Raw genomic sequence first — 19,848 nt, 5'->3', positions numbered from 1 at the left:
TCGGCGCGCGATCGGCGCGGGAAGCGCGACGGTTGGCGGATGACCCCACGGGCGACCCGCGTGATGATGACAGGCCCTAGGGGCGTCCGGCGATGAGCTGGTCGCCGAGCGGGCTGCGCCGGTAGAGGACCTGGCGGCCCTGGCGGGCGCGGGTGACCAGACCGGCGGCGTACAGCACCCGCAGGTGCTGGGACACGGCACTGGGGGTGACCCGCAGCCGGCGGGCGAGTTCGATCGTGGCCAGCGGCTCCGCCAGCAGGCCGAGCAGCCGGGCCCGGGGGGCGCCGAGGAGCGGTACGAGGGCCGACGCGCCCTCCGGGTCGGAGGGGTCACGGGCGGGTTCGGGTCCCCAGAGCGTCGCCACGCCGCGGCTCGGGTAGAGCAGGTGGGGCGGTTCCTCCGGGCCGACCGGGGGTGCGGGCTTGTGGGCGAACACGGACGGCACCAGCAGCAGGCCCCGGCCGGACGCCTTCGCGTGGAAGCCGAGGATGGTCCGGTGGATGCGCAGCACACCCCGGGATCCCTCGTCCTCCCAGGTCAGTCGGGGGTGCATGTCGGCGAAGAGCAGCCGGGCGCCGCCCCGGGCCAGTTGACGTGCCCGGTAGGTCATGTCGGCCTCGGCGACCAGCCGGATCTGCGGCCAGACCGGCTGGACGGCGATCTCCCAGTACCGGTGCAGGAGTTCGCAGATGCTGTCGCGGAGCGCGATGACGGGCGCGTCCTGCGGCGCGGTCGCCGCGCGCAGGGGCGCGGGGAGCGGATCCGGGGCGTGCGCGGCCAGCAGATCGCGGCGGACCAGGTCCGGCGGGGACCGGCGGACGACGGCCAGCTCCTCCTCGAAGGCCGGCTCGAAGGACGCGGGCCTGGGGGTCAGGAAGTCCGGGAGGGTGAGCCGGTCCGCCACCAGGGACATCAACAGGCCGGTGTCCAGGCCGCCGAGCCGGGCCAGTACGGACCTGCGCCACGGAAGGTGCAGCGCGGACAGGCCCGGGTCGCGCAGCACGCGCAGGCTCAGCACGGTCTCGCCTATGGGCGAGACGGCGAAGCGCGTGTGCGCGAGGTCCTCCACACCGAGCTCGAAGCTGATCATTAAGCCGTACGCTACATCAATTGGCAGGGGGTGGGCGGTGCCGTGGACTTCCCTCCATGACTTCCCCCACTCGCACTCCGGCCGAGCCGGTGGCCGGATGAGCCGCCGACTGGTGCTGATCCTGTCCGTGACCTGCGCGGTCGCCGTGGGCAATCTCTACTTCCCGCAGGCCATCGGTCCGCTGATCGCCGCCGGGCTGGACGTCCCGGCCGACGCGGCCGCGCTGGTGGTGACCGCCACCCAGATCGGCTACACCGCCGGGATGGTCCTGCTGGTGCCGCTCGGCGACCGGATCCGGCACCGCTCGCTCCTGGTCGTCCTGCTCTCCCTGACCGCGCTGGCGCTGCTGGGCGCCGGCTGCGCCCCGTCGCTGCCGCCGTTGGTCGCCGCGAGCGCCCTGGTCGGGCTGACCACCGTGGCCGCGCAGATCATCGGCCCGATGGTGGCCGGCCTGGTGGCGCCCGAGCGCCGGGGCGAGGCGATCGGCACGCTGCTGAGCGGATCGACCGGGGGCATGCTGCTGGCCCGTACGTTCAGCGGGACCCTCGGCGAGTGGCTGGGCTGGCGGGCCCCGTATCTGGTGGCTTCGGTCGTGGCCCTCGTCCTGGCCGTCGTCACGGCGTACGCGGTCCCCGCCACGACCCCGGCCGCCGCCCGCGAGCCGTACGCCCGGTTCCTGACGGAACCGCTGCGCCTGCTGCGCTCCGAGCCGGAGCTGCGCCGCTCCTGCCTCTACCAGGCCGCCGCCTTCGGAGCGTTCTCCGCGGCCTGGACCAGCCTGGCCCTGCTCCTGACCGGCCCGGTCTACTGGCTGGGCGCCGAGGCCATCGGCCTGCTGGCCCTGGTCGGCGGGGTCACCCTGCTGTGCACCCCATTCGCCGGGCGGCTGGTGGACCGCCACGGGCCCGACCCGGTGAACCTCGTCTCCCTGCTCGGGATCCTCGCCTCGGCCGCGGTCCTCGCGGTGGGCGGCCTGGGCGGCGCGGCGGGCCTGGCCGCACTGACGGCGGGCACCCTGCTGCTCGACGTGGCCATGCAGTGCGGCATGGTCGCCAACCAGTCGCGGGTGTACGCCCTGCGCCCGGAGGCCCGCAGCCGGCTCAACACCGCCTACATGACCTGCGCGTACCTGGGCGGCACCGCGGGATCGTGGTGCGGCGTCCGCGCCCACTCCGCGTTCGGCTGGCCGGCGGTGTGCGCGCTGATCGCCCTGCTCGCGGCGGCCGCTCTGGTGCGCCACCTGTTCCCGCGCCGCCGCCCCGGAATCCGGCGGCGGAAGCAGGTCGCACCGAATCCGGCCACCGCGCCCGGGCTTTCTTAGCGGAACGTTAGATCTCGCTGCCGGGCCTTGTCCCGGTGTGACGGCCGACGCATGCTCTGGGAACTTCCCCAGCGTCGGGGGCGCTGGGGAAGGTCTCCGTCCCGCATCAGGGACTTCCGTCCGCCTGGAGCCGCCATGTCCTCGTCCGCCGTCATGCCCGGATCGCCGCCCGCGGACGAGCGCAAGAAGCGCCGTCTCGCCCTGATCGGCGGGTCGCTCGGGAATCTCGTCGAGTGGTACGACTGGTTCGTCTACGCCAGCTTCGCGATCTACTTCGCCGACTCCTTCTTCCCCGGCGACAACCCGACCACGCAGCTGATGAACACGGCGGGCATCTTCGCGGTCGGCTTCCTGATGCGCCCCGTCGGCGGGTGGATCCTCGGCCGGGCCGCCGACCGGCACGGCCGCAAGAGCGCGCTCACGCTCACCGTCACCATGATGTCGGTGGCCGCCCTGCTGATCGCCGTCGCCCCGACCTACGGACAAGCCGGCTACTTCGGCGCTCTGGTGCTGCTCCTCGCCCGGCTGCTCCAGGGGTTGAGCATCGGCGGCGAGTACGCGGCCAGCGCCACCTACCTCACCGAGGCGTCGGCCCGCAATCGGCGCGGCCTGGGCTCGTCGTTCCAGTACGTGTCGATGACCTGCGGCCAGCTGCTCGGTCTCGGCATCCTGATCACCTTGCAGCACACGCTCAGCACCGCCCAGTTGGAGAGCTGGGGCTGGCGGATCCCGTTCCTCCTCGGGGCACTGTTCGCGGTGGTCGTCTTCTGGCTGCGGCGGAGGCTCCAGGAGACCGACGCGTTCAAGGAGCAGTCGGCGGGCGAGGGCGCCCACGACGACAGCACGCGCGGCACGCTGAAGGCCCTGTGGGAGCACCGGCGGCAGGCCGGCCTGGTCATGGCCCTCACCCTCGGCGGCACCGTCGCCTACTACACGTACACCACCTACCTCACCAAGTACCTCGTCGGCAGCGCGGGCATGGCGAAGACGACCGCCACGCTGGTCAGCTTCACCGCCCTCACCCTCTTCGCCGTGCTCCAGCCCTTCGCCGGGATGCTGTCCGACCGGATCGGCCGGCGTCCCCTGCTGATCACCTTCGCCGTGGGCTGCACCGTCGGCACGTACCCGATCATGACCGCGCTCGGGTCGGCCTCCTCGTACTGGTCCGCGCTGGGTCTGTCCCTGCTGGCCCTGGTGATCGTCACCGGCTACACCTCGATCAACGCGGCGGTGAAGGCCGAGCTGTTCCCGACCCGGGTACGGGCCCTGGGCGTGGCGCTCCCCTACGCGATCGCCAACGCGCTCTTCGGGGGCACGGCGGAGTACGTGGCGCTGTGGTTCAAGAGCAGCGGCCACGAGAAGATGTTCTTCTGGTACGTCTCCGGGTGCGCGCTGGTCTCCCTCGTGACCTACGTCCTGATGCCGGACACCCGCAACGCCGCGCTCAGCCGCGCCGAGGCCGCCGAGGACAAGTCGGGGGACCAGGACCAGCCGGCTGCCACGGCCGCGCCGGCCGCCCGCTGATCCGCGCCGGTACCCTGTCACGCGGCACGGTTCAGGGTCAGGTCAGGTCAGGTCGGAGTCGCGAGGAGGCTGCCCATGCACGCCCTTCTCGTCGAGGACGACGACCGCATGGCCCAGGCGCTCGGCACCGCCCTGGCCCAGCGCGGGCACACCGTCCGCCGGGTCGCCCGGGCCCTGGACGCCCTGCGGTACGTCCGCGAGGCCGAGTTCGTCCTGCTCGATCTCGGCCTGCCCGACCTGGACGGGATCGAGCTGCTGCGGCGGCTGCGGACCGTCTGCGACGCACCGCTGATCGTGGTGACCGCGCGCTGCGAGGAGCGCGACATCGTGCCGGCGCTGCGGGCGGGCGCCGACGACTACGTCGTCAAGCCGTTCCGGATGGCCGAGTTGATGGCCCGTATCGACACCGTACGCCGCCGGACGGACAGCCCGTCCGGCCGTTCCGGCGCCGCCCTCCCGGACGGCGGGCACCGGCCGCCCGTCCGTGCCGGGGACGTCGAGGTGGACCTGGCGGGCCGGACGGTGACCGTGGCGGGCGGCGAAGTCCGGCTGACCCGCCGCGAGTTCGATGTGCTCGCCGTCCTGGCCGCCCGCCCCGACGAGGTGCATTCCCGCGAGGAGATCCTGGACCGGATCTGGGGCGACGCCTTCCTCGCCGCGTCCCGCTCGCTGGACGTCCATGTGGCGGGCATCCGCGCCAAGACCGGCCGCTCCGGCCTGGTGCGCACCGTCCGCGGGTTCGGATACCAGCTCGGCTGCCCCGCCCCGCGCGACGACCGGGACGGCGCGCCGTGAGGCGCAGGCTCCTGGCCGTGCTGATGGTGCTCATGGGGGCCGCGGCACTGCTGCTCTGCCTGCCGCTGGCCGACGCCTACGCGCGGGGGCGGACCGAGCACCTGCTCCTCCAGCGGCGCTCGGAGGCGGTGCGGTTCGCCGATCTCGCCGACCGCATGCGCACCGACGCCGACCGGTCGGAGCTGTCCGCCGAGATCGGCCGGTACGCCCAGCTGTACGGAGCCGGGGTGGTCGTCGTCGACACGGCGGGCGCGACGGTCGCACGGGCCGGAACGGGGCCCGACGCCCAGCCGGCCTCGAAGACCGCCTCCGAAGCCGCGGATTCGCTGCGCCGGGCCCTCACCGGACGCTCCACCGACCGGCTGCCCACCCTTCGGCCCTGGGGCCCCGCGACCGTCGTGCTCGCGGAGCCGGTGGGCCGGGACGAGCGCGTCAGCGGGGCGGTGCTGATGGCCGTGCCCACCGGGGCCGCCCGCCGGGACGTGACGGTCCGCTGGTCGCTCATCGCCGCCGGCGCGCTGGCCGCCTTCGCGGCGGCGGCCCTGGTCGCGGCGGGGATCTCGCGCTGGCTGATGCGTCCGCTCCTCGACCTGGACCGGGCGGTGGAGGGGCTGACCGCCGGCAGCCTCCAGGCGCGGGCCGTCTCCGGCGCCGGACCGCCGGAACTGCGCCATCTGCGGCAGCACTTCAACACCATGGCGGAGGCCGTGTCCGACTCCATCGGCCGCCAGCGCGATTTCGTCGCCGACGCCTCCCACCAGCTGCGCAATCCGCTCGCCACCCTGGTGCTCCAGCTGGAGAACGTGGAACCGTACGTCGCCCCCGGACCCGGCCGGGCCGAGCACACCCGCGCCCTGGACGAGGCGGAGCGCCTGGAGGAGCTGCTCGACGGCCTGCTGGCCCTGGCACGGGTGGAGTCCGGCGCGGCGGAGCCGGGGGACCAGGACGTGGCGCGGGCGGTACGGGAACGGGTGAGGGCCTGGACCCCGGTCTTCCGCGACGCCGGTCTGGAACTGGCACCGGCCAGGGACCCCGCGTCCACCGGCCCCGCGCAGGAGGAGCTGCGGGCACGCGCCCTGCCGGACGCGGCCGGCCGGATCCTCGACGCGCTCCTGGACAACGCCGTCAAGTTCGTGCCGCGCGGCGGCCGTGTCGAGGTGAGCGCCACGCGCGGCGCGGACGGGTGGGCCGTCGTACGGGTCGCCGACGACGGCCCGGGAGTACGGGAGGACCAATTGGGGCTGCTGCTACGGCGTTTCGCGCGCTCCCCCGAGCACCAGAACGTGCGCGGCAGCGGGCTGGGCCTGGCCATCGCCGACGAGATCGCCCGGATCAGCGGCGGCCGGCTCGATGTCGCCGGCAATGCTCCCCACGGCCTGGTCGTCGAGCTCCGGCTGCCGCTGTCGCCCCCGCCCGCGCCTTGACGCTCAGCCGTACACCGAGCGGTAGTAGGTGACCGCGCCCGGGTGGAGCGGCACCTTCCCGGTCGAGATGGCGAACCGGGGCTCCAGCCGTGCCCCCGCCGTCACCTCCCGCAGCAGGTCGCGCCAGCGGTCGAACACCACCTGGAGCAGGGTGCGCACGACTCCGGCAGGTACGTCGCCACGGGCCAGGAGGTAGTTGCCGACCCCGATGGTTCCCACCGGCTCCGTGAGCCCGTACACGCCGGCCGGGAGGGTGACCGCCGTGTAGACGGGGCCGTGCTGTTCCCGTAGCGCCCCGACATGGCCGTCCAGCGGCAGGAACCGCAGGGGCAGCTCGGCCGCCAGCCCGGAGAGCGCCGGTGTGGGCACGCCTCCGGACCAGAACAGGGCGTCGACGGTGCCCTCGCGCAGGGCCCGTACCGATGCGGCGAGCCCCAGTTGGCGCTCCCGCGCCGGTGCGGGCCCGGTGCTCAGGCCGGCCGCGCGCAGCACCCGGCCCGCCACCACCTGGACGCCGGACCCGGCCGCTCCGGCCGCGACCGGACGGCCGGCGAGATCGCCCATCGATCGCACCGGACCGGCCGCCGGGACGAGGAGATGGGTGTAGTTCACGTAGACCCGGGCCAGTGCCGTCACGGCGGCCGGCCGGGAGAACGACTCCCGGCCCAGCACCGCGTCCTCCGCGACGTCCGCCATGGCCACCGCCAGCTCGACGGAGCCGTCGTCCAGCTTCTGCAGGTTGTTCACGCTGGCCGCGGTGCTCACCGGAACGATCTCCAGCCGGGCGCCGGTCGCGGCGACGGCCTGGGCCAGGGCCTGCCCGAAGGCGTTGTACGGGCCGCCCTCCGGCCCCGTGGCGAGCCGGAGGCGGCGCACCGGGCCGGAGTCGGCCGAGCATCCGGCCAGTGCCGCGGCGGCCGCGCCGACGGCGCCGAGTCCGGTCCCCATCGCCCGGCGGCGGCTCAACCCTGCGCCGGCCACGGTCACTCGTAGCGGTGGAGCAGCGACTCGCGTTCCTGCTCCCGGATCTGCTCCAGCGTCAGGCCGGGCAGGTCGAGGTGGGCGAGGGTGACCTCGGCGGAGCTCGGGACGGCGTCCTCGGCGAGCCACTGCTCCGGCTTCCACGCGTTGCTGCGCAGGAAGGCCTTCGGGCAGTGCTGGTAGGCCTCCTCGACCTGCACGACGATGGCGCTGCGCGGCGGCTTGCCGACCGCTTGGAGCTGCTCCAGCAGGCGCGGGTCGCCCGAGACGCAGGCCTTGCCGTTCACCCGCAGGGTGGTCGCCCTGCCGGGGATGACGAAGATCAGACCGGCCCGGCCCGTCTCGACGATGTTGTGGGCGCTGTCCAGCCGCTTGTTGCCGGTGGCGTCGGGGATGGCGAGGGTGAACTCGTCCAGGACGGACACGAACCCGGCGGGACCGCCCCGGGGCGTCACGTCGCAGCTGCCGTCGGCACCGGCGCTGGCGATGAAGACCAGCGAGGAGCGCCCGATGACGGCGCGGGCGACGTCGTGGATCCGGTCCACGGCCTTGCGCCGGACCAGCTCGCTGGGGTCCTCGTAGAGTTCGCGCAGCCGGGCCGTGTTCTGGACGGCGGTGGACTGCAGAGCTTCGAATATGCGGCCGTTCGGCAGCGAGGTGGCTGTCACGTGCACGCAATCTATACGACGTCCGGAGCGGGTTCGAGGGTCAGGCGTCGTGGGGCGACAGGAGCCGCGGGTCGGTGATGCCGCCCGGGCAGTCGAGCCCGTCCGTGTCCCAGCCGGCGCGTGCGGCCCCGGCCCGGTACGCGCTCTCGTAGAAGCCGAGTACGGCGGCGCGCGGATCGCTCGCGGCGCGGGCCGCGGCGTAGGGCAGCACGGCCAGGTGGCTGCCGTGGTAGGCGATCCAGCGCGCCGGCTCCGGGGTGAGCGGCTCCTCGGCCAGCGCCGGGGGCTCGGGGGCGGTGTAGGAGTAGAACGCCGGCTCGCCGAAGGTGGCGTCGCCGAACCAGAACCCGAAGCTGATGAGTTCGCGGGAGTACGCCTCCCGGGTCACCGGGTCCACGTCGGCCGGCTGGTCGATGTGGCGCTCGGAGAACCGGGTGTGGGCGATGTCCAGGCTGTGCCAGAAGTGGTGCACGGGGCTGGCCTTCCCCGAGAATCCCGCCGCGAACTCCTCCAGTACCAGCGCCACCCGGCTCAGGACCTGCCAGTAGCGGTTGGCGTGCACGGGGTCGTAGACGGCGTGCTCGGTGTCCTCGGCGAACGGCCGGGCGGTATCGGGGAGGTCGTACGGGCGCGGAACGGGAAGGTCCACGCTGACGCCCAGGGCGGCCAGCGCGGCGAAGGTCTCACGGTGGAAGGAGGCCACGGACTGCCCCACCAGCGGGAAGGACACCGAGCGGCCGTCCAGCCTCGCGACGACCAGCCGGTGGTCGACGAAATCGAAGTCGATGGTGAAGACCGGATTGCCGTCCACCTGCCCCATCGGCCGGGTGGTGATCCCGCGCCCGGTCAGATGGAAGGTGACGTTCCACCAATGGTTGCGCCGGACGCTCGCCGCGAGGCGGATCTTGCCGACCAGCTGCGTGAAGCGGTGCAGGGTCTCCTTGGTGTCCCGCCACTCGGCCAGGGGGATCGGCGGGAACGGTTCCATCGCGTCGCCTTCCCGCTCTAGCCGGCGGTGAGGAACCGGCGGAGGTCGATGATCTCGTAGCCGGCCGTCAGGGCCGCGTCGATGATCCGGGGAAGGGCTTCGGCATCGGTGACGATGCCGTCCCCGTTGCCGCCCACGTGCATCTGGATGATCGCGCCGGGGCCGAAGGCGTCGACGGCCCGGCGGACGGCGACGTCCACCGTCACGCCGCCGTCCGGGCCGAGGTAGCCGTTGGTGTCGGCGCTGAACTCGATGACCGCGTAGCCGAGGTCGTTGACGTCGGCGATGGAATCGTCGCTCGCGGCGCTGTAGGGGAAGCGGAAGAACGGCAGGGGCTCGGCGCCGGAGGCCGTACGGATCGCGGCGTCGGCGCGGCGTACCTCTTCGGCCCGTTCCTCGGTGTCGAGGTCGTCGAAGTAGGGGTGGCTGTAGGAGTGGTTGCCGAGGCCGTGCGCGGCCGCGATGGTACGCAGGGCCGCGGGGTGGGCCTCGGCGAACTGTCCCGTCGGGAAGAAGGTGGCGGGCAGCTTCCGCCGCCGCAGCTCGGCGAGGACGGTGTCGATACCGCTCTCGTCCCACGCGGCGTTGAAGGTCAGCGCGATGACGTTCCGGGAGGTCGGCAGCCGGCGGATCTCGGTGCCGAGGAGCGACGCGGGCGGGCGCGGACCGTCCTTCGGCCCCGACGCGGCCGGCGGCCGGTCGGCGCGCCGCGGGGCCGCCGCGGCGCCGCCGCAGGGGGTGAGCCCCAGGGCCAGCAGCCCCGCCATCGCCGTGCGACGTCCGACATCCACCACCGTCACTCCCTCCGCCGCGGCTCCGCGGTCGCGGGCCCGCCACGACTATGCGGGTGCGGTCCTGGCAGCACACGGAGCCCGCGCCGTGCAGTTGGGTGACAGCCGGGAGAGGGCGTCGGACCGGCTTGCGCGGCTCAGCGGTCCGCGAGCACTTCCCGGATCACGTGCCGGGCGTTGCGCGCCATCGACGGGTTCGTCTTCCGGTAGTACGGCAGCGCGATCAGCGCCTGTGAGAGGGTCCGGGCGCGGCCGCGGGTCCAGGTCGCGTCGTCCACGTCGAGCGCCTCGCGGAAGACCTTCCGTGCATCGGCGGGCAGCAGGTTCCACGCCGGGAACAGGTCGCAGGCCGGATCGCCCACGCCCGTGCAGCCGAAGTCGATGACCGAGGTCAGCCTGCCTGCGTGCACCAGCAGGTTGCCCGGCATCAGATCGGCGTGCAGCCACACCGGCGGCCCGTCCCAGGCCGGGGCGCGCAGTGCGTCCTCCCATACGGCGCTCGCGGCATCGCAGTCGACGCCCTCCTCGGGGATCTCGCGCAGTGCCCCGATCGCCGCCCGGGTCGCGGCGTCGAGCGTGGCGAGCGGCCCGCCCCGGTGGGCCCGCGGCGCCCCCGGCAGGGTGATGCCCCGCATCGCCGCCACGAAGCGGGCCAGGTCCTGGGCCAGCGGCACAGGCTCGCTCAACGCTCCCGCTTCGGGGTTGTCCCCCGCCAGCCACCGGTACACCGACCAGGGCCACGGATACCCCTCGGCGGGCTCGCCGGCCCCGAGGACGTCGGGGATGGCCGTGGGCAGCCGGGTCGCGAGGCGGGGCAGCCAGTCCTGCTCCAGCAGCACGTCCGGTGCCCCGCCCGCCACCAACGGCAGCCGTACGACCATGCCGTCGCCCAGCCGGTACATGCCGTTGACCGTGCCTCCGGACGGGAACCGCTCCACCGCCAGCCCCGCCCACTGCGGGAACTGACCGGCGACCAGCCGCCGTACGAGGTCGTCGTCCACGGGGTGCTCGTCCGGGTGCATCTGTGCTGTGCTCACGGGCCGCCATCCGACCGGCGGACACCGACCGGCGTCAACCCGTTTTCCGGACGGCCCTCCCCTGCGGGCCTACGCCGCGGGAGGGCGGGTGGTGCCGGGGAGGCAGGTCACCGCCGGGTTGTACGTCTCGAACAGACCCCGGGGGTTCTTCTTCCAGAGCCACAGGTGCAGGGCGTAGTGGATCGGCTGGCCGCGGAAGTTGCCCGGCCGCGGGCCCTTGAAGGGGACGCCGAACAGGGAGGGCCGGTCGTCGTCCGTCTCCAGCTTCTGGTCGCGGTCGTAGACCAGCCACTGGACCCCGACGAGGCGTTTGCCGCCCTGTCCGTCGTCCTCGTAGTACAGGGCGGCGGGCTTGGCGGGGTCGAGGGAGTTGTCGTAGGCGTGGTTGAAGTGCGGGTAGCCGAGCGAGCCCGATCCCGTCGCCCGGTCGGTGACGCAGTACTTGTCCGGTACGTAGCCGTCCCGCACGGCGTTGTCGTGCTGCTGGTACCTGGCGGTGGCCCGGTAGGTGAGGGCCCGGTCGGCGGCGGCCCTGCCGGGGTCGCCGTGGGCGGCGGCGGGGAGGGCGGGGGCCAGGGCGAGCGAGGCGGCTGTCGTGAGGACCAGGGCGAGAGTGCGGACCATGCGCTGACTCCTTGCGGCGGGTGCTGCGGCACCAGCAGCCTGTCCCCCGCCCCGCGGGGCCCGCCACACGGCCGGACCGGACGGCGGACGCGGGCTCACTCGATCGAGCCAGGGGTGGTTTCGCGTTCGGCCCTGCCAGGGAACCGGTGTGTCCGCAGACCGCGAGTGTCCGAGTGCCACGGAGGGTGCGGAACATGACGCAGGAAAAGCCGGCACCGAGCGGCGGCCCAGCGCTGCACGAGATCGTTGCGGCGGTGGCCGCCGGCGCGCCGGAATACCGGGCGTGCCCGCACCCCGTCTACGCCGCACTGCGCGAGCAGGCCCCGGTGTGCCCGCTGACGCCCCGGCACGGGGTCGACACCTATCTCATCACCCGCTACGACGACGCCCGGGACGCGCTGTCGGACCCCCGCTTCAGCAAGAACATGCGCGGGGCCCTGGAGACGTACCACGCCGTGTACGGCAGCTTCTTCGACGCGCTCGACGACAACGTGCTGTTCTCGGACCCGCCCCGGCACACGCGGCTGCGCCGCACCCTGCGCAGCGCCTTCACGCCCCGCCGGGTGGAGGCGATGCGGCCGCGCGTCACCGAGATCGCCGAGGGCCTGCTGCGGGAATGCGCGAAGGCCAACTCGGTCGACCTGATGTCGTCGTTCGCCTTCCCGCTGCCCATCGCGGTCCTGTGCGAACTCATGGACATCCCGGAGGAGGACCGGCCCGAGATCCTGGGGCAGTTCTCGGTGGTGACGCGCGCCAGGTTCGACCCACGGATGCGGGCGGAGCTCCAGGCGGCCCAGGAGTGGCTCCAGGGCCGGCTGGCGCGGCTCATCTCGTACACGCGCGAGCACCCGTCGGACTGCTTCCTCAGCGACCTGATCCAGGGTGAGGAGGGTCTGGACGACGCGGATCTGGTCTCGTCCCTGTGGGTGCTGTTCTTCGCCGGGCACAAGACCACCGCCTACCAGATCGGCAATTCCGTCCTCGATCTGCTCCTGCACCCCGATCAGCTGGAGATGATCCGGCGGGACCCCCTGCTGATTCCTCGGGCCGTAGAGGAACTCGTACGGTTCGAGGGATCGGTGGAGACGTCGACCTTCCGGTACGCGGCCGAGGACGCCGACATCCGCGGGACGGTGATCCCCCGGGGCTCGCTCGTGCAGATCGCCATTTCCTCGGCGAACCGGGACCCGGAGAAGTTCGACTCCCCCGACGTCCTGGACGTGACGCGCGAGGGCCTCCACGGGATGCACCTGGGCTTCGGACACGGGACGCACTACTGCCTGGGGGCGCCGCTCGCGCGCCTCGAACTCGAGATCGCGCTCTCCTGTCTCCTGCGGGAATTCCCGAAGATGGAGCTCGCGGACGCGGAGGAGAGCAAGGGCGCGTGGCTGAAGGGGCCGGTGGCGGCGTTCCGGGGTCTCGAGCAGCTCCGGCTCGTCCTGGACCCCTCGCGTCCGGACGACGATCTCTCGCCCATGGCCTCCGTGGCAACCGGAAAGTAAACCAGACCCGACGGACGGTGGATTTGGCATGCCGGACCCTTCGCATATCTCCAGACTGAGCCTCCTGGGAACACCGGAGGACGAGCCGCAGATCTCCTTGGCGCGGGAGGACTCCGCTCCGGAACCCGCCGAACGGCACGCGGCCCAGTCGAAGATCGACATGCACCATCACTTCTGCGCCCCGGAATGGCGCGAGTGGGCCGAACGGCACGAGCTGATCACGCCGCAGCAACTGCCGCCGTGGGCACGGCTCGACGTCGAGGCCTCGGTCGGCTTCATGGACCGGGCCGGTATCTCGACGGCCGTCCTCAAGCCGATGCTGCCGGCGCGCTACCGTTCGTCGGCTCAGCTGCGCGAAGCCGTCAACATCACCCTGCAGTCGATGATCGAGGTGGCGGCCTCTCATCCGGGACGGTTCGCGTTCTACGTGCCGCTGTTCCTGGACGACCTCGACGCGTCCTCCTGGGCCGTGCGGCGCGGGCTCGGGCAGCTCGGTGCCGTCGGTGTGAACGTGACGGCCAACTACGGGGGCGTGTACCTCGGCGACCCGTCCTACGACCGCGTGTTCCACGAGCTGAACGAGCTGTCCGCCGTCGTCGACACCCATCCGCACAACCTCCCGGGCGGTCCGCCCGGCGCGGCGACGGTTCCCGGGATTCCGAACTTCATGTGCGACTTCCTGCTGGACACCACGCGGGCCGCCGTGAACATGATCAGCAAGAGGACGCTGGACCGCTTCCCGGACATCTCGGTGATCCTGCCGCACGCGGGCGGTTTCCTGCCGTACATCGCCACGCGCATGGAGGCCCTGGGGCGGTTCTGCGACCCGCCGATCGACCCGGCCGCCGTCCGCGACCACCTGCACCGCTTCTACTACGACACGGCCGGCCCCATGGCGGCCGCGGCGACCCTCCTCACCCATGTTCCGGCCGACCACGTCCTGTTCGGCACCGACTGGCCGGCCGCCCCCGCCGATACGGTCACGGACCTGGCGCTGCCCGCCCTCGACGCCGACCCGGCCTTCACGGCGGAGCAGCTCCAGGGGGTCTACCACGACAACGCCCTGCGCCTGATCCCGCAGTTGGCGACCGTCTGACCCGCGGTCCGGCCGGCAGCACGGCTGCCGGCCGGACCGACCGACCGGGTCACCTCATCGGCCCGCCGAGGTCCGTCCGGCTACGGCCGTGGCGAGCCGGGCGAGGGCTGCGGCCTCCGGTGTGCCCTCGTCGGCACTGAACACGTGGACCACCAGGCCCGTCTCGCCGGGCGAGGCGGGGACGTGCAGGGTCTCGAAGTCCAGGGTGAGCAGCCCGGCCTCCGGGTGCCGCAGCCGTTTGCGGCCCGCCGCGCACATCACGACCTCGCCGGAGTCCCAGATCCGCCGGAACTCGGCACTGCGCGCGGAGAGTTCGCCGATGAGCCCGGACAGTTCCGCGTCGTCGGGGTAGCGCCCCGCGGACACCCGCAGCTGGCCCACCGCCTCCGCCGCCCTGTCCTGCCAGTCGGGGTGGACGAGACGGGACGCGGGGTCGAGGAAGAGGAACCCGGCGTTGTTCCTGTCGCGGCCGCCCGACTCGGCCAGGCCGCCGAGCAGTTCGGCGCCCAGGGGGTTCCACGCCACCACGTCCAGGCGGTGGTTCGTCGCGAAGACCGGGAAGTGGGTCAGGGAGTCCAGGAGCCGTTGCAGCAGCGGGCTGACCCTGGCTCTGGGCGCGGGACCGCGACGGTCTCCGGCGGCCAGGGTGGCGAGGTGCCCGCGCTCCGCCGCGTCGAGGCCGAGTGCCCGGGCGAGCGCGTCGAGCACCTCGGGGGACGGCTGGGTGGCCCGGCCCTGTTCGAGGCGCTGGTAGTAGTCCACGCTGATTCCGGCGAGCTGGGCCAGCTCCTCGCGGCGCAGCCCGCGTACCCGCCGACGGCTGCCGCCGGTGAGCCCGACGTTCTCGGGCGTGACCCGCCCCCGGCGGGCGCGCAGGAAGCCGCCGAGCGCCCGCCGGGTGTCCCCGGTCCCGCCGGTCCCCTCGCTTCTGCCGGCGTCGGTCCGGTCCGCGTCCGCCCTGTTGTCTTCGATACGTTCCATCTGGTCCACGCCGTCCATGTGATCCAGTATGGGTGGCCCTCGCGGTACCAGGACCACCGTTCCACGGTTGAACAGGGTGCTGGCTGACCGGGCGCGCCCGGGAGAGCGTGGGGCCATGAACGAAACCACGCCGCGGCAGCCCAAGAAGATCCTCGTCGTCAGCGCCCACCCCGACCCCCGTTCGCTCAACACCGCTCTGACCGGCTTCGCGGTCGAGCACCTGCGTGCGGCAGGTCACGAGGTGCGCGTCTCCGACCTCTACGCGATGAAGTGGAAGGCGACGGTGGACGCCGACGACTTCCCCGACCACCCCGGGGACGAGCGGCTGAACGTGATGGCCGCCTCCGAGCGGGCCACGCTGGCGGAGCGCCTGTCGCCCGACGTCGCGGCGGAGCAGGAGAAGCTGCGCTGGTCGGACGCGGTGATCCTGCAGTTCCCGATGTGGTGGTTCTCGACCCCGGCCATCCTGAAGGGCTGGATCGACCGGGTGTTCACCAGCGGGTTCGGCTACGGCCCGGCCGTGCCCCCGCCCTACGGCGAGGGCTCCGCCCTGGCGGGGCGGCGTGCGCTGGTGTCGGTCACCGTGGGGGCCCGGGGGTCGGCGTTCTCCGACCGGGGCATCCACGGGGCGCTGGCGGACGTCCTCCATCCGCTCCAGCACGGCCTGTTCTGGTTCACCGGGATGGAGGCGCTCGAACCGTTCGCGGTGAGCGAGGCGAACGACCTGCCCGAGGAGCGGTACGCGGTGGCCGTGCGGGAGTACGGGCGACGGCTCGACGGGCTGTTCACGGACGAGCCGGTCCCCTTCCGGTCGCTCGTCGGCGGCGACTACGGCCGCGACATGCGGCTGCTGCCGGACGTGGAGGCACCGGGCGTGAGCGGCCTGGAGATGCACGTCCGCCCGCGCGGCTGAGGCACACCCCCGTCCGCCCCGCCCTGGTGGGGCGGGGCGGACGGGGGCGCTGTCGGCTACCGCTGCAGGAGCGCGGCCGCGATCGACTGCGGTACCGCCGCGAGGGGCGCCGGCCGGGTGGTGAAGGTGCCGCGGCCCTGGGTGCGGCCGCGCAACCGGGACGCGTAGCCGAAGAGTTCGGCCAGCGGCACGGCGGCCGTGATCACCGCGGTTCCGGACTCGGTCGTGGAGCCGGAGACCCGGCCGCGGCGGGCCGCGAGGTCGCCCAGGACTCCCCCGACGCCGTCCTCCGGAACGGTCACCGTGACCTCCACCACCGGTTCCAGCAGCTCCACCGTGCTCGCACGCAGCGCCTCGCGCAGCGCGAACCGGCCCGCCGCGCGGAACGCCATCTCCGAGGAGTCCTTGGAGTGGGTCGCCCCGTCGGTGAGCGTGACGCGCAGCCCGGTCACCGGGAAGCCGGCCAGGGGTCCCTCGGCGAGGGCGTCCCGGCAGCCGGCCTCCACGGCGCGCGCGTACTCCTGCGGCACGCGCCCGCCGACGACCGCCGAGCGGAACTCGAATCCCACCTCCTCCAGTGGCTCGACATCGAGCACGACGTGCGCGAACTGGCCCGCGCCGCCGTCCTGTTTGACGTGCCGGTAGACCAGGCCGGTCACCCCACGTACGACGGTCTCCCGGTAGGAGACCTGCGGCCGGCCGACGACGACCTCCACCCCGTGGCCCCGGCGGATCTTCTCCACCGCGACCTCCAGATGGAGTTCGCCCATCCCGGACAGCACGGTCTGGCCGGTTTCCGCGTCGGAGCGCACCGCCAGGGAGGGATCCTCCTCGGCGAGCCGCGCCAGCGCGGTCGAGAGGCGGCCCGTGTCGATGCTGCGGCGGGCCTCGACCGCCACCGATACGACCGGTTCGGCCACGGACGGCGGTTCGAGGACCAGCGGGGCACCGGGCGCGCACAGGGTCGTGCCCGCCCGGGCGGCCTTGAGACCGATCACGGCGACGATGTCACCGGCGACCGCCTCCTCCCGTTCCTCGTGCCGGTCGGCCTGGACCCGCAGGATCCGGCCGACCCGCTCGGTGCGGCCCGTACCGGCGTCGAGTACGGACGCGCCCTTGCGCAGGGTGCCCGCGTACACGCGCAGGTAGGTGAGCCGCCCCGTCGGCGTCGCCGTCACCTTGAAGGCCAGACCGGTGAACGGTCCTGCCGGGTCGGGGGCGCGCTCCTGCTCCCCGCCGTCCACGGTCCCCCGTACGGGAGGCATGTCGGCGGGCGAGGGCAGGTACGCCAGGACGGCGTCCAGCAGCGGCTCGATACCGCGGTTGCGGTACGCGGAGCCGCACAGCACCACCACGCCGTGCCCGGCGAGGGTCAGCTCCCGCAGGGCCCGGGCCAGGGTCGGCCCGGTCAGTGCGGACGCCGCGCAGAACTCCTCCAGTGCGTCGGGGTGGAGTTCGGCCACCGTCTCCTCCAGGAGCCGGCGCCGGCGGTCCGCTTCCTCGCGCAGCGGCTCGGGGACCGGCCCCTCCTCGTACGTGTCGGAGCCGGGGTGCCAGATCAGCGCGCGCATCCGCAGCAGGTCGACGACGCCGGTGAAGCCGTCCTCCCGCCCGATGGGCAGCTGGACCACCAGCGGGACGGCGCCCAGGCGCTGCCGGATGGACGCGACGGCCGTGTCGAGGTCGGCGCCCGCCCGGTCGAGCTTGTTGACGAACGCGATCCGCGGGACTCCGTGCCGGTCGGCCTGCCTCCACACCGATTCGCTCTGCGGCTCGACGCCGGCGACGGCGTCGAACACCGCGACCGCCCCGTCCAGCACCCGCAGGGACCGCTCGACCTCGTCGGAGAAGTCCACGTGGCCGGGGGTGTCGATGAGGTTGACCCGGTGTCCGCCCCAGGTGCAGCTGACGGCCGCGGCGAAGATGGTGATGCCGCGGTCGCGTTCCTGGGCGTCGTAGTCGGTGACGGTCGTTCCCTCGTGGACCTCGCCGCGTTTGTGGATGGCACCGGTGGCGAAGAGGATGCGTTCGGTGATGGTGGTCTTGCCGGCGTCGACGTGGGCGAGGATGCCCAGGTTGCGGACGGCGGTGAGGGAAGGGGTGGCGAGCGGTCGCTCGTTGGTGCGCATGGCCCGAGGCCTTTCGAATGCCGAGTGAAGAGGGCAGCGCGATTCCCGGACGGCGGGCCCGCCCGTGTCACCGGTCCGGCGGCGCGCGGCCCGGCCCGGGGGAAGGCCCGGGCGGGCGGCGGCGTACACGGAGCGGGAGGGACGGAACGGAACCTAGAAGTGCGTCAGGGGCATACGGTGACGGCCGCGCAGCCGGCACCGCTCGCCGCGAGACACCGGGATCACGTCGTACCGGGACGGGGGAACGAAGGCGATGGTGCGGTCGGTGCACATGGCCTGGCTCCCCTTCTCTTCGTCAACTCCGCATGGGACGCGGTGCCCTGTCGGCAGCGCGTGTGGCGAGTCTAGGGAGCGGAGCCGGTCCGGGGCACGGGATTATTTTCGGCGGGCAGTTCGAACGGGCCGGATCGTTCGGGCCGGCGGCCCGATCCCGTAGTCTCGGCGAATGGCGAAGTACTTCGATGTTCATCCTGAGAATCCCCAGCCCCGCACCATCGGCAACGTGACGGACAGCATCCGCTCCGGCGGGCTGATCGCGTACCCGACGGACTCCTGCTTCGCCCTGGGGTGCCAGGTGGGCAACCGCGAGGGCATCAGCCGGATCCGGTCGATCCGCGAGCTCGACGACCGTCACCACTTCACCCTCGTGTGCCAGAACTTCGCGCAGCTGGGTCAGTTCGCGATCGTCGACAACGACGTGTTCCGCGCGATCAAGGCGGCGACTCCGGGCCCCTACACCTTCATCCTCAAGGCCACCTCGGAGGTGCCGCGCCAGCTGCAGCACCCGAAGAAGAAGACGGTCGGCGTCCGGATCCCCGACCACGTGGTCACCCAGGCCCTGCTGGCCGAGCTCGGTGAGCCGCTGCTCTCCAGCACCCTGCTGCTGCCGGACGAGGAAGAGCCGATGACGCAGGGCTGGGAAATCAAGGAACGGCTCGAACACCTGGTGGACGTCGTCCTGGACTCGGGCGACTGCGGCACCAGGCCGACCACCGTCATCGACTTCTCCAGCGGCGAGGCCGAGATCGTACGCCGGGGAGCCGGCGACACCGCTCGGTTCGAGTAGTCGCGTACCCCGGTCGGACCCCGGTGCCGCGTGGTGCGGCTCGCCATCGGCGCCCATGGGGCACGTTGGTACGCGACAGCGGGGACCAGGAGGTACGTGGTGGGCGAAGACGGCGAGGATCGCTACGAGCTGGTGTTCGAGGGCGGTGAGATGGGGGCGGAGGCCGCCGACACCGTCGTCGTCTCCCGCACCGAGCAGGCGGGCCCGGGCGGCCATCCCGTCTACGCCGATGAGACCGGCATCATCCGAGCCGAGATCAGCGACCAGGGCGAGGTCCGGATACTGGCCTCGGGCGCCCATCAGGCCCTGCCCCGACCAGTCCGGGCGCGCCGCCCCGCGCACTAGGTCGTCTCTTTCGGATCTTGCCGGTTAAGCCCGCGTCGTCCGGTGCCGTGCATCGCAAGGCGGAGAGGCTCCCGAGTACTGGACGTACTTGGGCGCCTCGACAACGCGGCGAGGTGCGGTGCCGGGCGGCGCGGGTCAGGCCAGATCCGGAAGAGACGGCTAGGCAGTGTCTGATGGCTCTTTGATGAGGTCGCGGAGCCAGATCACGATGGCTGCTGTGGCCAGGGTGCCGTTGAAGATGTAGTCGCGTTTGTCGTACCTGGTTGCGACGGCCCGGTGCTGTTTCAGTTTCCCGATGCAGCGTTCGACGGTGTTGCGCTGGCGGTACTGCTCGCGGTCGAAGGCCGGCGGGCGGCCGCCGGCCCGGCCGCGCCTGCGGCGCTTCGCGCGCTGGTCGTCCGGCTGGGCGATCGTTGCCTTGATCCCGCGTTTGCGCAGGTAGGTGCGGTTGGCGCGGCTGGAGTACGCCTTGTCGCCGCGGGCCCGGTCCGGCCGGGTGCGGGGGCGACCGGGCCCGCGGCGGGCCACGTTCAGGGCCTGCATGAGCGGGATGAACATCGGGCTGTCCCCGCG

The 19,848-nt window shown here is 73.0% G+C and carries 19 protein-coding genes; 9 read left to right on the top strand and 10 right to left on the bottom strand.

The window, feature by feature from the left end; translation table 11 throughout:
* Positions 1–76 precede the first annotated feature (76 nt).
* On the bottom strand, positions 77–1,090 hold the full coding sequence (locus ACFWBN_RS13850; RefSeq protein ID WP_385175682.1) for an ArsR/SmtB family transcription factor: 1,014 nt from the start codon (positions 1,088–1,090) through the stop codon (positions 77–79).
* A 97-nt stretch (positions 1,091–1,187) separates the two neighbouring features.
* On the opposite strand from ACFWBN_RS13850, the gene ACFWBN_RS13845 reads away from it, so the two are divergent.
* From ACFWBN_RS13845 to ACFWBN_RS13830, 4 genes are all read left to right on the top strand, one after another.
* A complete protein-coding gene (locus tag ACFWBN_RS13845) occupies positions 1,188–2,411 on the top strand; it encodes an MFS transporter (protein WP_385175679.1) in 1,224 nt (407 codons plus the stop codon).
* Positions 2,412–2,564: 153 nt separating this feature from the next.
* Entirely contained in the window at positions 2,565–3,935 is a 1,371-nt protein-coding gene (locus tag ACFWBN_RS13840; RefSeq protein WP_385176159.1) for an MFS transporter, read from the top strand.
* Between the two features lie 75 nt (positions 3,936–4,010).
* Positions 4,011–4,730, top strand: a complete 720-nt coding sequence (locus tag ACFWBN_RS13835; RefSeq protein WP_385175676.1) for a response regulator transcription factor — start codon at positions 4,011–4,013, stop codon at positions 4,728–4,730.
* Positions 4,727–6,154 (top strand): ATP-binding protein, encoded by a 1,428-nt coding sequence (locus ACFWBN_RS13830; protein ID WP_385175673.1) that lies wholly within the window; start codon positions 4,727–4,729, stop codon positions 6,152–6,154. Before ACFWBN_RS13835 ends, ACFWBN_RS13830 begins: the two co-directional genes overlap by 4 nt.
* Before the next feature lie 3 nt (positions 6,155–6,157).
* On the opposite strand, the gene ACFWBN_RS13825 is transcribed toward ACFWBN_RS13830, so the two are convergent.
* From ACFWBN_RS13825 to ACFWBN_RS13800, 6 genes are all read right to left on the bottom strand, one after another.
* Positions 6,158–7,102, bottom strand: a complete 945-nt coding sequence (locus ACFWBN_RS13825) for a TAXI family TRAP transporter solute-binding subunit (protein ID WP_385175670.1) — start codon at positions 7,100–7,102, stop codon at positions 6,158–6,160.
* 35 nt (positions 7,103–7,137) lie between these two features.
* Positions 7,138–7,803 carry an MSMEG_1061 family FMN-dependent PPOX-type flavoprotein gene (locus ACFWBN_RS13820; RefSeq protein WP_385175667.1) on the bottom strand — a complete coding sequence of 222 codons (666 nt, stop codon included), beginning with the start codon at positions 7,801–7,803 and terminating at the stop codon, positions 7,138–7,140.
* A gap of 40 nt (positions 7,804–7,843) precedes the next feature.
* Positions 7,844–8,791 (bottom strand): DUF5996 family protein, encoded by a 948-nt coding sequence (locus ACFWBN_RS13815; RefSeq protein ID WP_385175664.1) that lies wholly within the window; start codon positions 8,789–8,791, stop codon positions 7,844–7,846.
* A gap of 17 nt (positions 8,792–8,808) precedes the next feature.
* Positions 8,809–9,582, bottom strand: a complete 774-nt coding sequence (locus ACFWBN_RS13810) for a polysaccharide deacetylase family protein (protein WP_385175661.1) — start codon at positions 9,580–9,582, stop codon at positions 8,809–8,811.
* 137 nt (positions 9,583–9,719) lie between these two features.
* Positions 9,720–10,604 carry an aminoglycoside phosphotransferase family protein gene (locus ACFWBN_RS13805; RefSeq protein ID WP_385176156.1) on the bottom strand — a complete coding sequence of 295 codons (885 nt, stop codon included), beginning with the start codon at positions 10,602–10,604 and terminating at the stop codon, positions 9,720–9,722.
* An 84-nt stretch (positions 10,605–10,688) separates the two neighbouring features.
* On the bottom strand, positions 10,689–11,243 hold the full coding sequence (locus tag ACFWBN_RS13800) for a hypothetical protein (RefSeq protein WP_385175658.1): 555 nt from the start codon (positions 11,241–11,243) through the stop codon (positions 10,689–10,691).
* A gap of 194 nt (positions 11,244–11,437) precedes the next feature.
* Here ACFWBN_RS13800 and ACFWBN_RS13795 point away from each other — a divergent pair, with 194 nt between their 5' ends.
* Both ACFWBN_RS13795 and ACFWBN_RS13790 read left to right on the top strand, forming a co-directional pair.
* The gene (locus ACFWBN_RS13795; protein WP_385175656.1) at positions 11,438–12,745 is read left to right on the top strand and encodes a cytochrome P450; all 1,308 of its coding nucleotides are present in this window, start codon (positions 11,438–11,440) and stop codon (positions 12,743–12,745) included.
* Between the two features lie 28 nt (positions 12,746–12,773).
* Complete coding sequence (locus tag ACFWBN_RS13790) at positions 12,774–13,841, top strand: amidohydrolase family protein (RefSeq protein WP_385175653.1); 1,068 nt, start codon at positions 12,774–12,776, stop codon at positions 13,839–13,841.
* 54 nt (positions 13,842–13,895) lie between these two features.
* Here the strand turns inward: ACFWBN_RS13790 and ACFWBN_RS13785 are convergent, their stop codons facing one another.
* Entirely contained in the window at positions 13,896–14,840 is a 945-nt protein-coding gene (locus ACFWBN_RS13785) for a helix-turn-helix transcriptional regulator (RefSeq protein ID WP_385175650.1), read from the bottom strand.
* Positions 14,841–14,937: 97 nt separating this feature from the next.
* Between ACFWBN_RS13785 and ACFWBN_RS13780 the strand changes: the two genes are divergently transcribed.
* Positions 14,938–15,735, top strand: coding sequence for an NAD(P)H-dependent oxidoreductase (locus tag ACFWBN_RS13780; RefSeq protein ID WP_385175646.1), 798 nt, complete (start codon positions 14,938–14,940; stop codon positions 15,733–15,735).
* Positions 15,736–15,791: 56 nt separating this feature from the next.
* Here the strand turns inward: ACFWBN_RS13780 and fusA are convergent, their stop codons facing one another.
* Entirely contained in the window at positions 15,792–17,864 is a 2,073-nt protein-coding gene (gene fusA / locus ACFWBN_RS13775; RefSeq protein ID WP_385175643.1) for an elongation factor G, read from the bottom strand.
* A 445-nt stretch (positions 17,865–18,309) separates the two neighbouring features.
* Here fusA and ACFWBN_RS13770 point away from each other — a divergent pair, with 445 nt between their 5' ends.
* Both ACFWBN_RS13770 and ACFWBN_RS13765 read left to right on the top strand, forming a co-directional pair.
* Positions 18,310–18,930: an L-threonylcarbamoyladenylate synthase gene (locus tag ACFWBN_RS13770; RefSeq protein ID WP_385175640.1), complete on the top strand. Its 621-nt coding sequence runs from the start codon at positions 18,310–18,312 to the stop codon at positions 18,928–18,930.
* 96 nt (positions 18,931–19,026) lie between these two features.
* Complete coding sequence (locus tag ACFWBN_RS13765) at positions 19,027–19,275, top strand: DUF6296 family protein (protein ID WP_385175637.1); 249 nt, start codon at positions 19,027–19,029, stop codon at positions 19,273–19,275.
* A gap of 159 nt (positions 19,276–19,434) precedes the next feature.
* On the opposite strand, the gene ACFWBN_RS13760 is transcribed toward ACFWBN_RS13765, so the two are convergent.
* The coding region (locus ACFWBN_RS13760; RefSeq protein WP_385175634.1) for a transposase at positions 19,435–19,848 on the bottom strand (414 nt) is incomplete at its 5' end.

It is taken from the genome of Streptomyces sp. NPDC059989, assembly GCF_042736975.1.
Classification (GTDB): Bacteria; Actinomycetota; Actinomycetes; order Streptomycetales; family Streptomycetaceae; genus Streptomyces.
The sequence above is the reverse complement of the archived record's forward strand: the minus strand, read 5'-3'. Positions and strand labels throughout refer to the sequence as shown.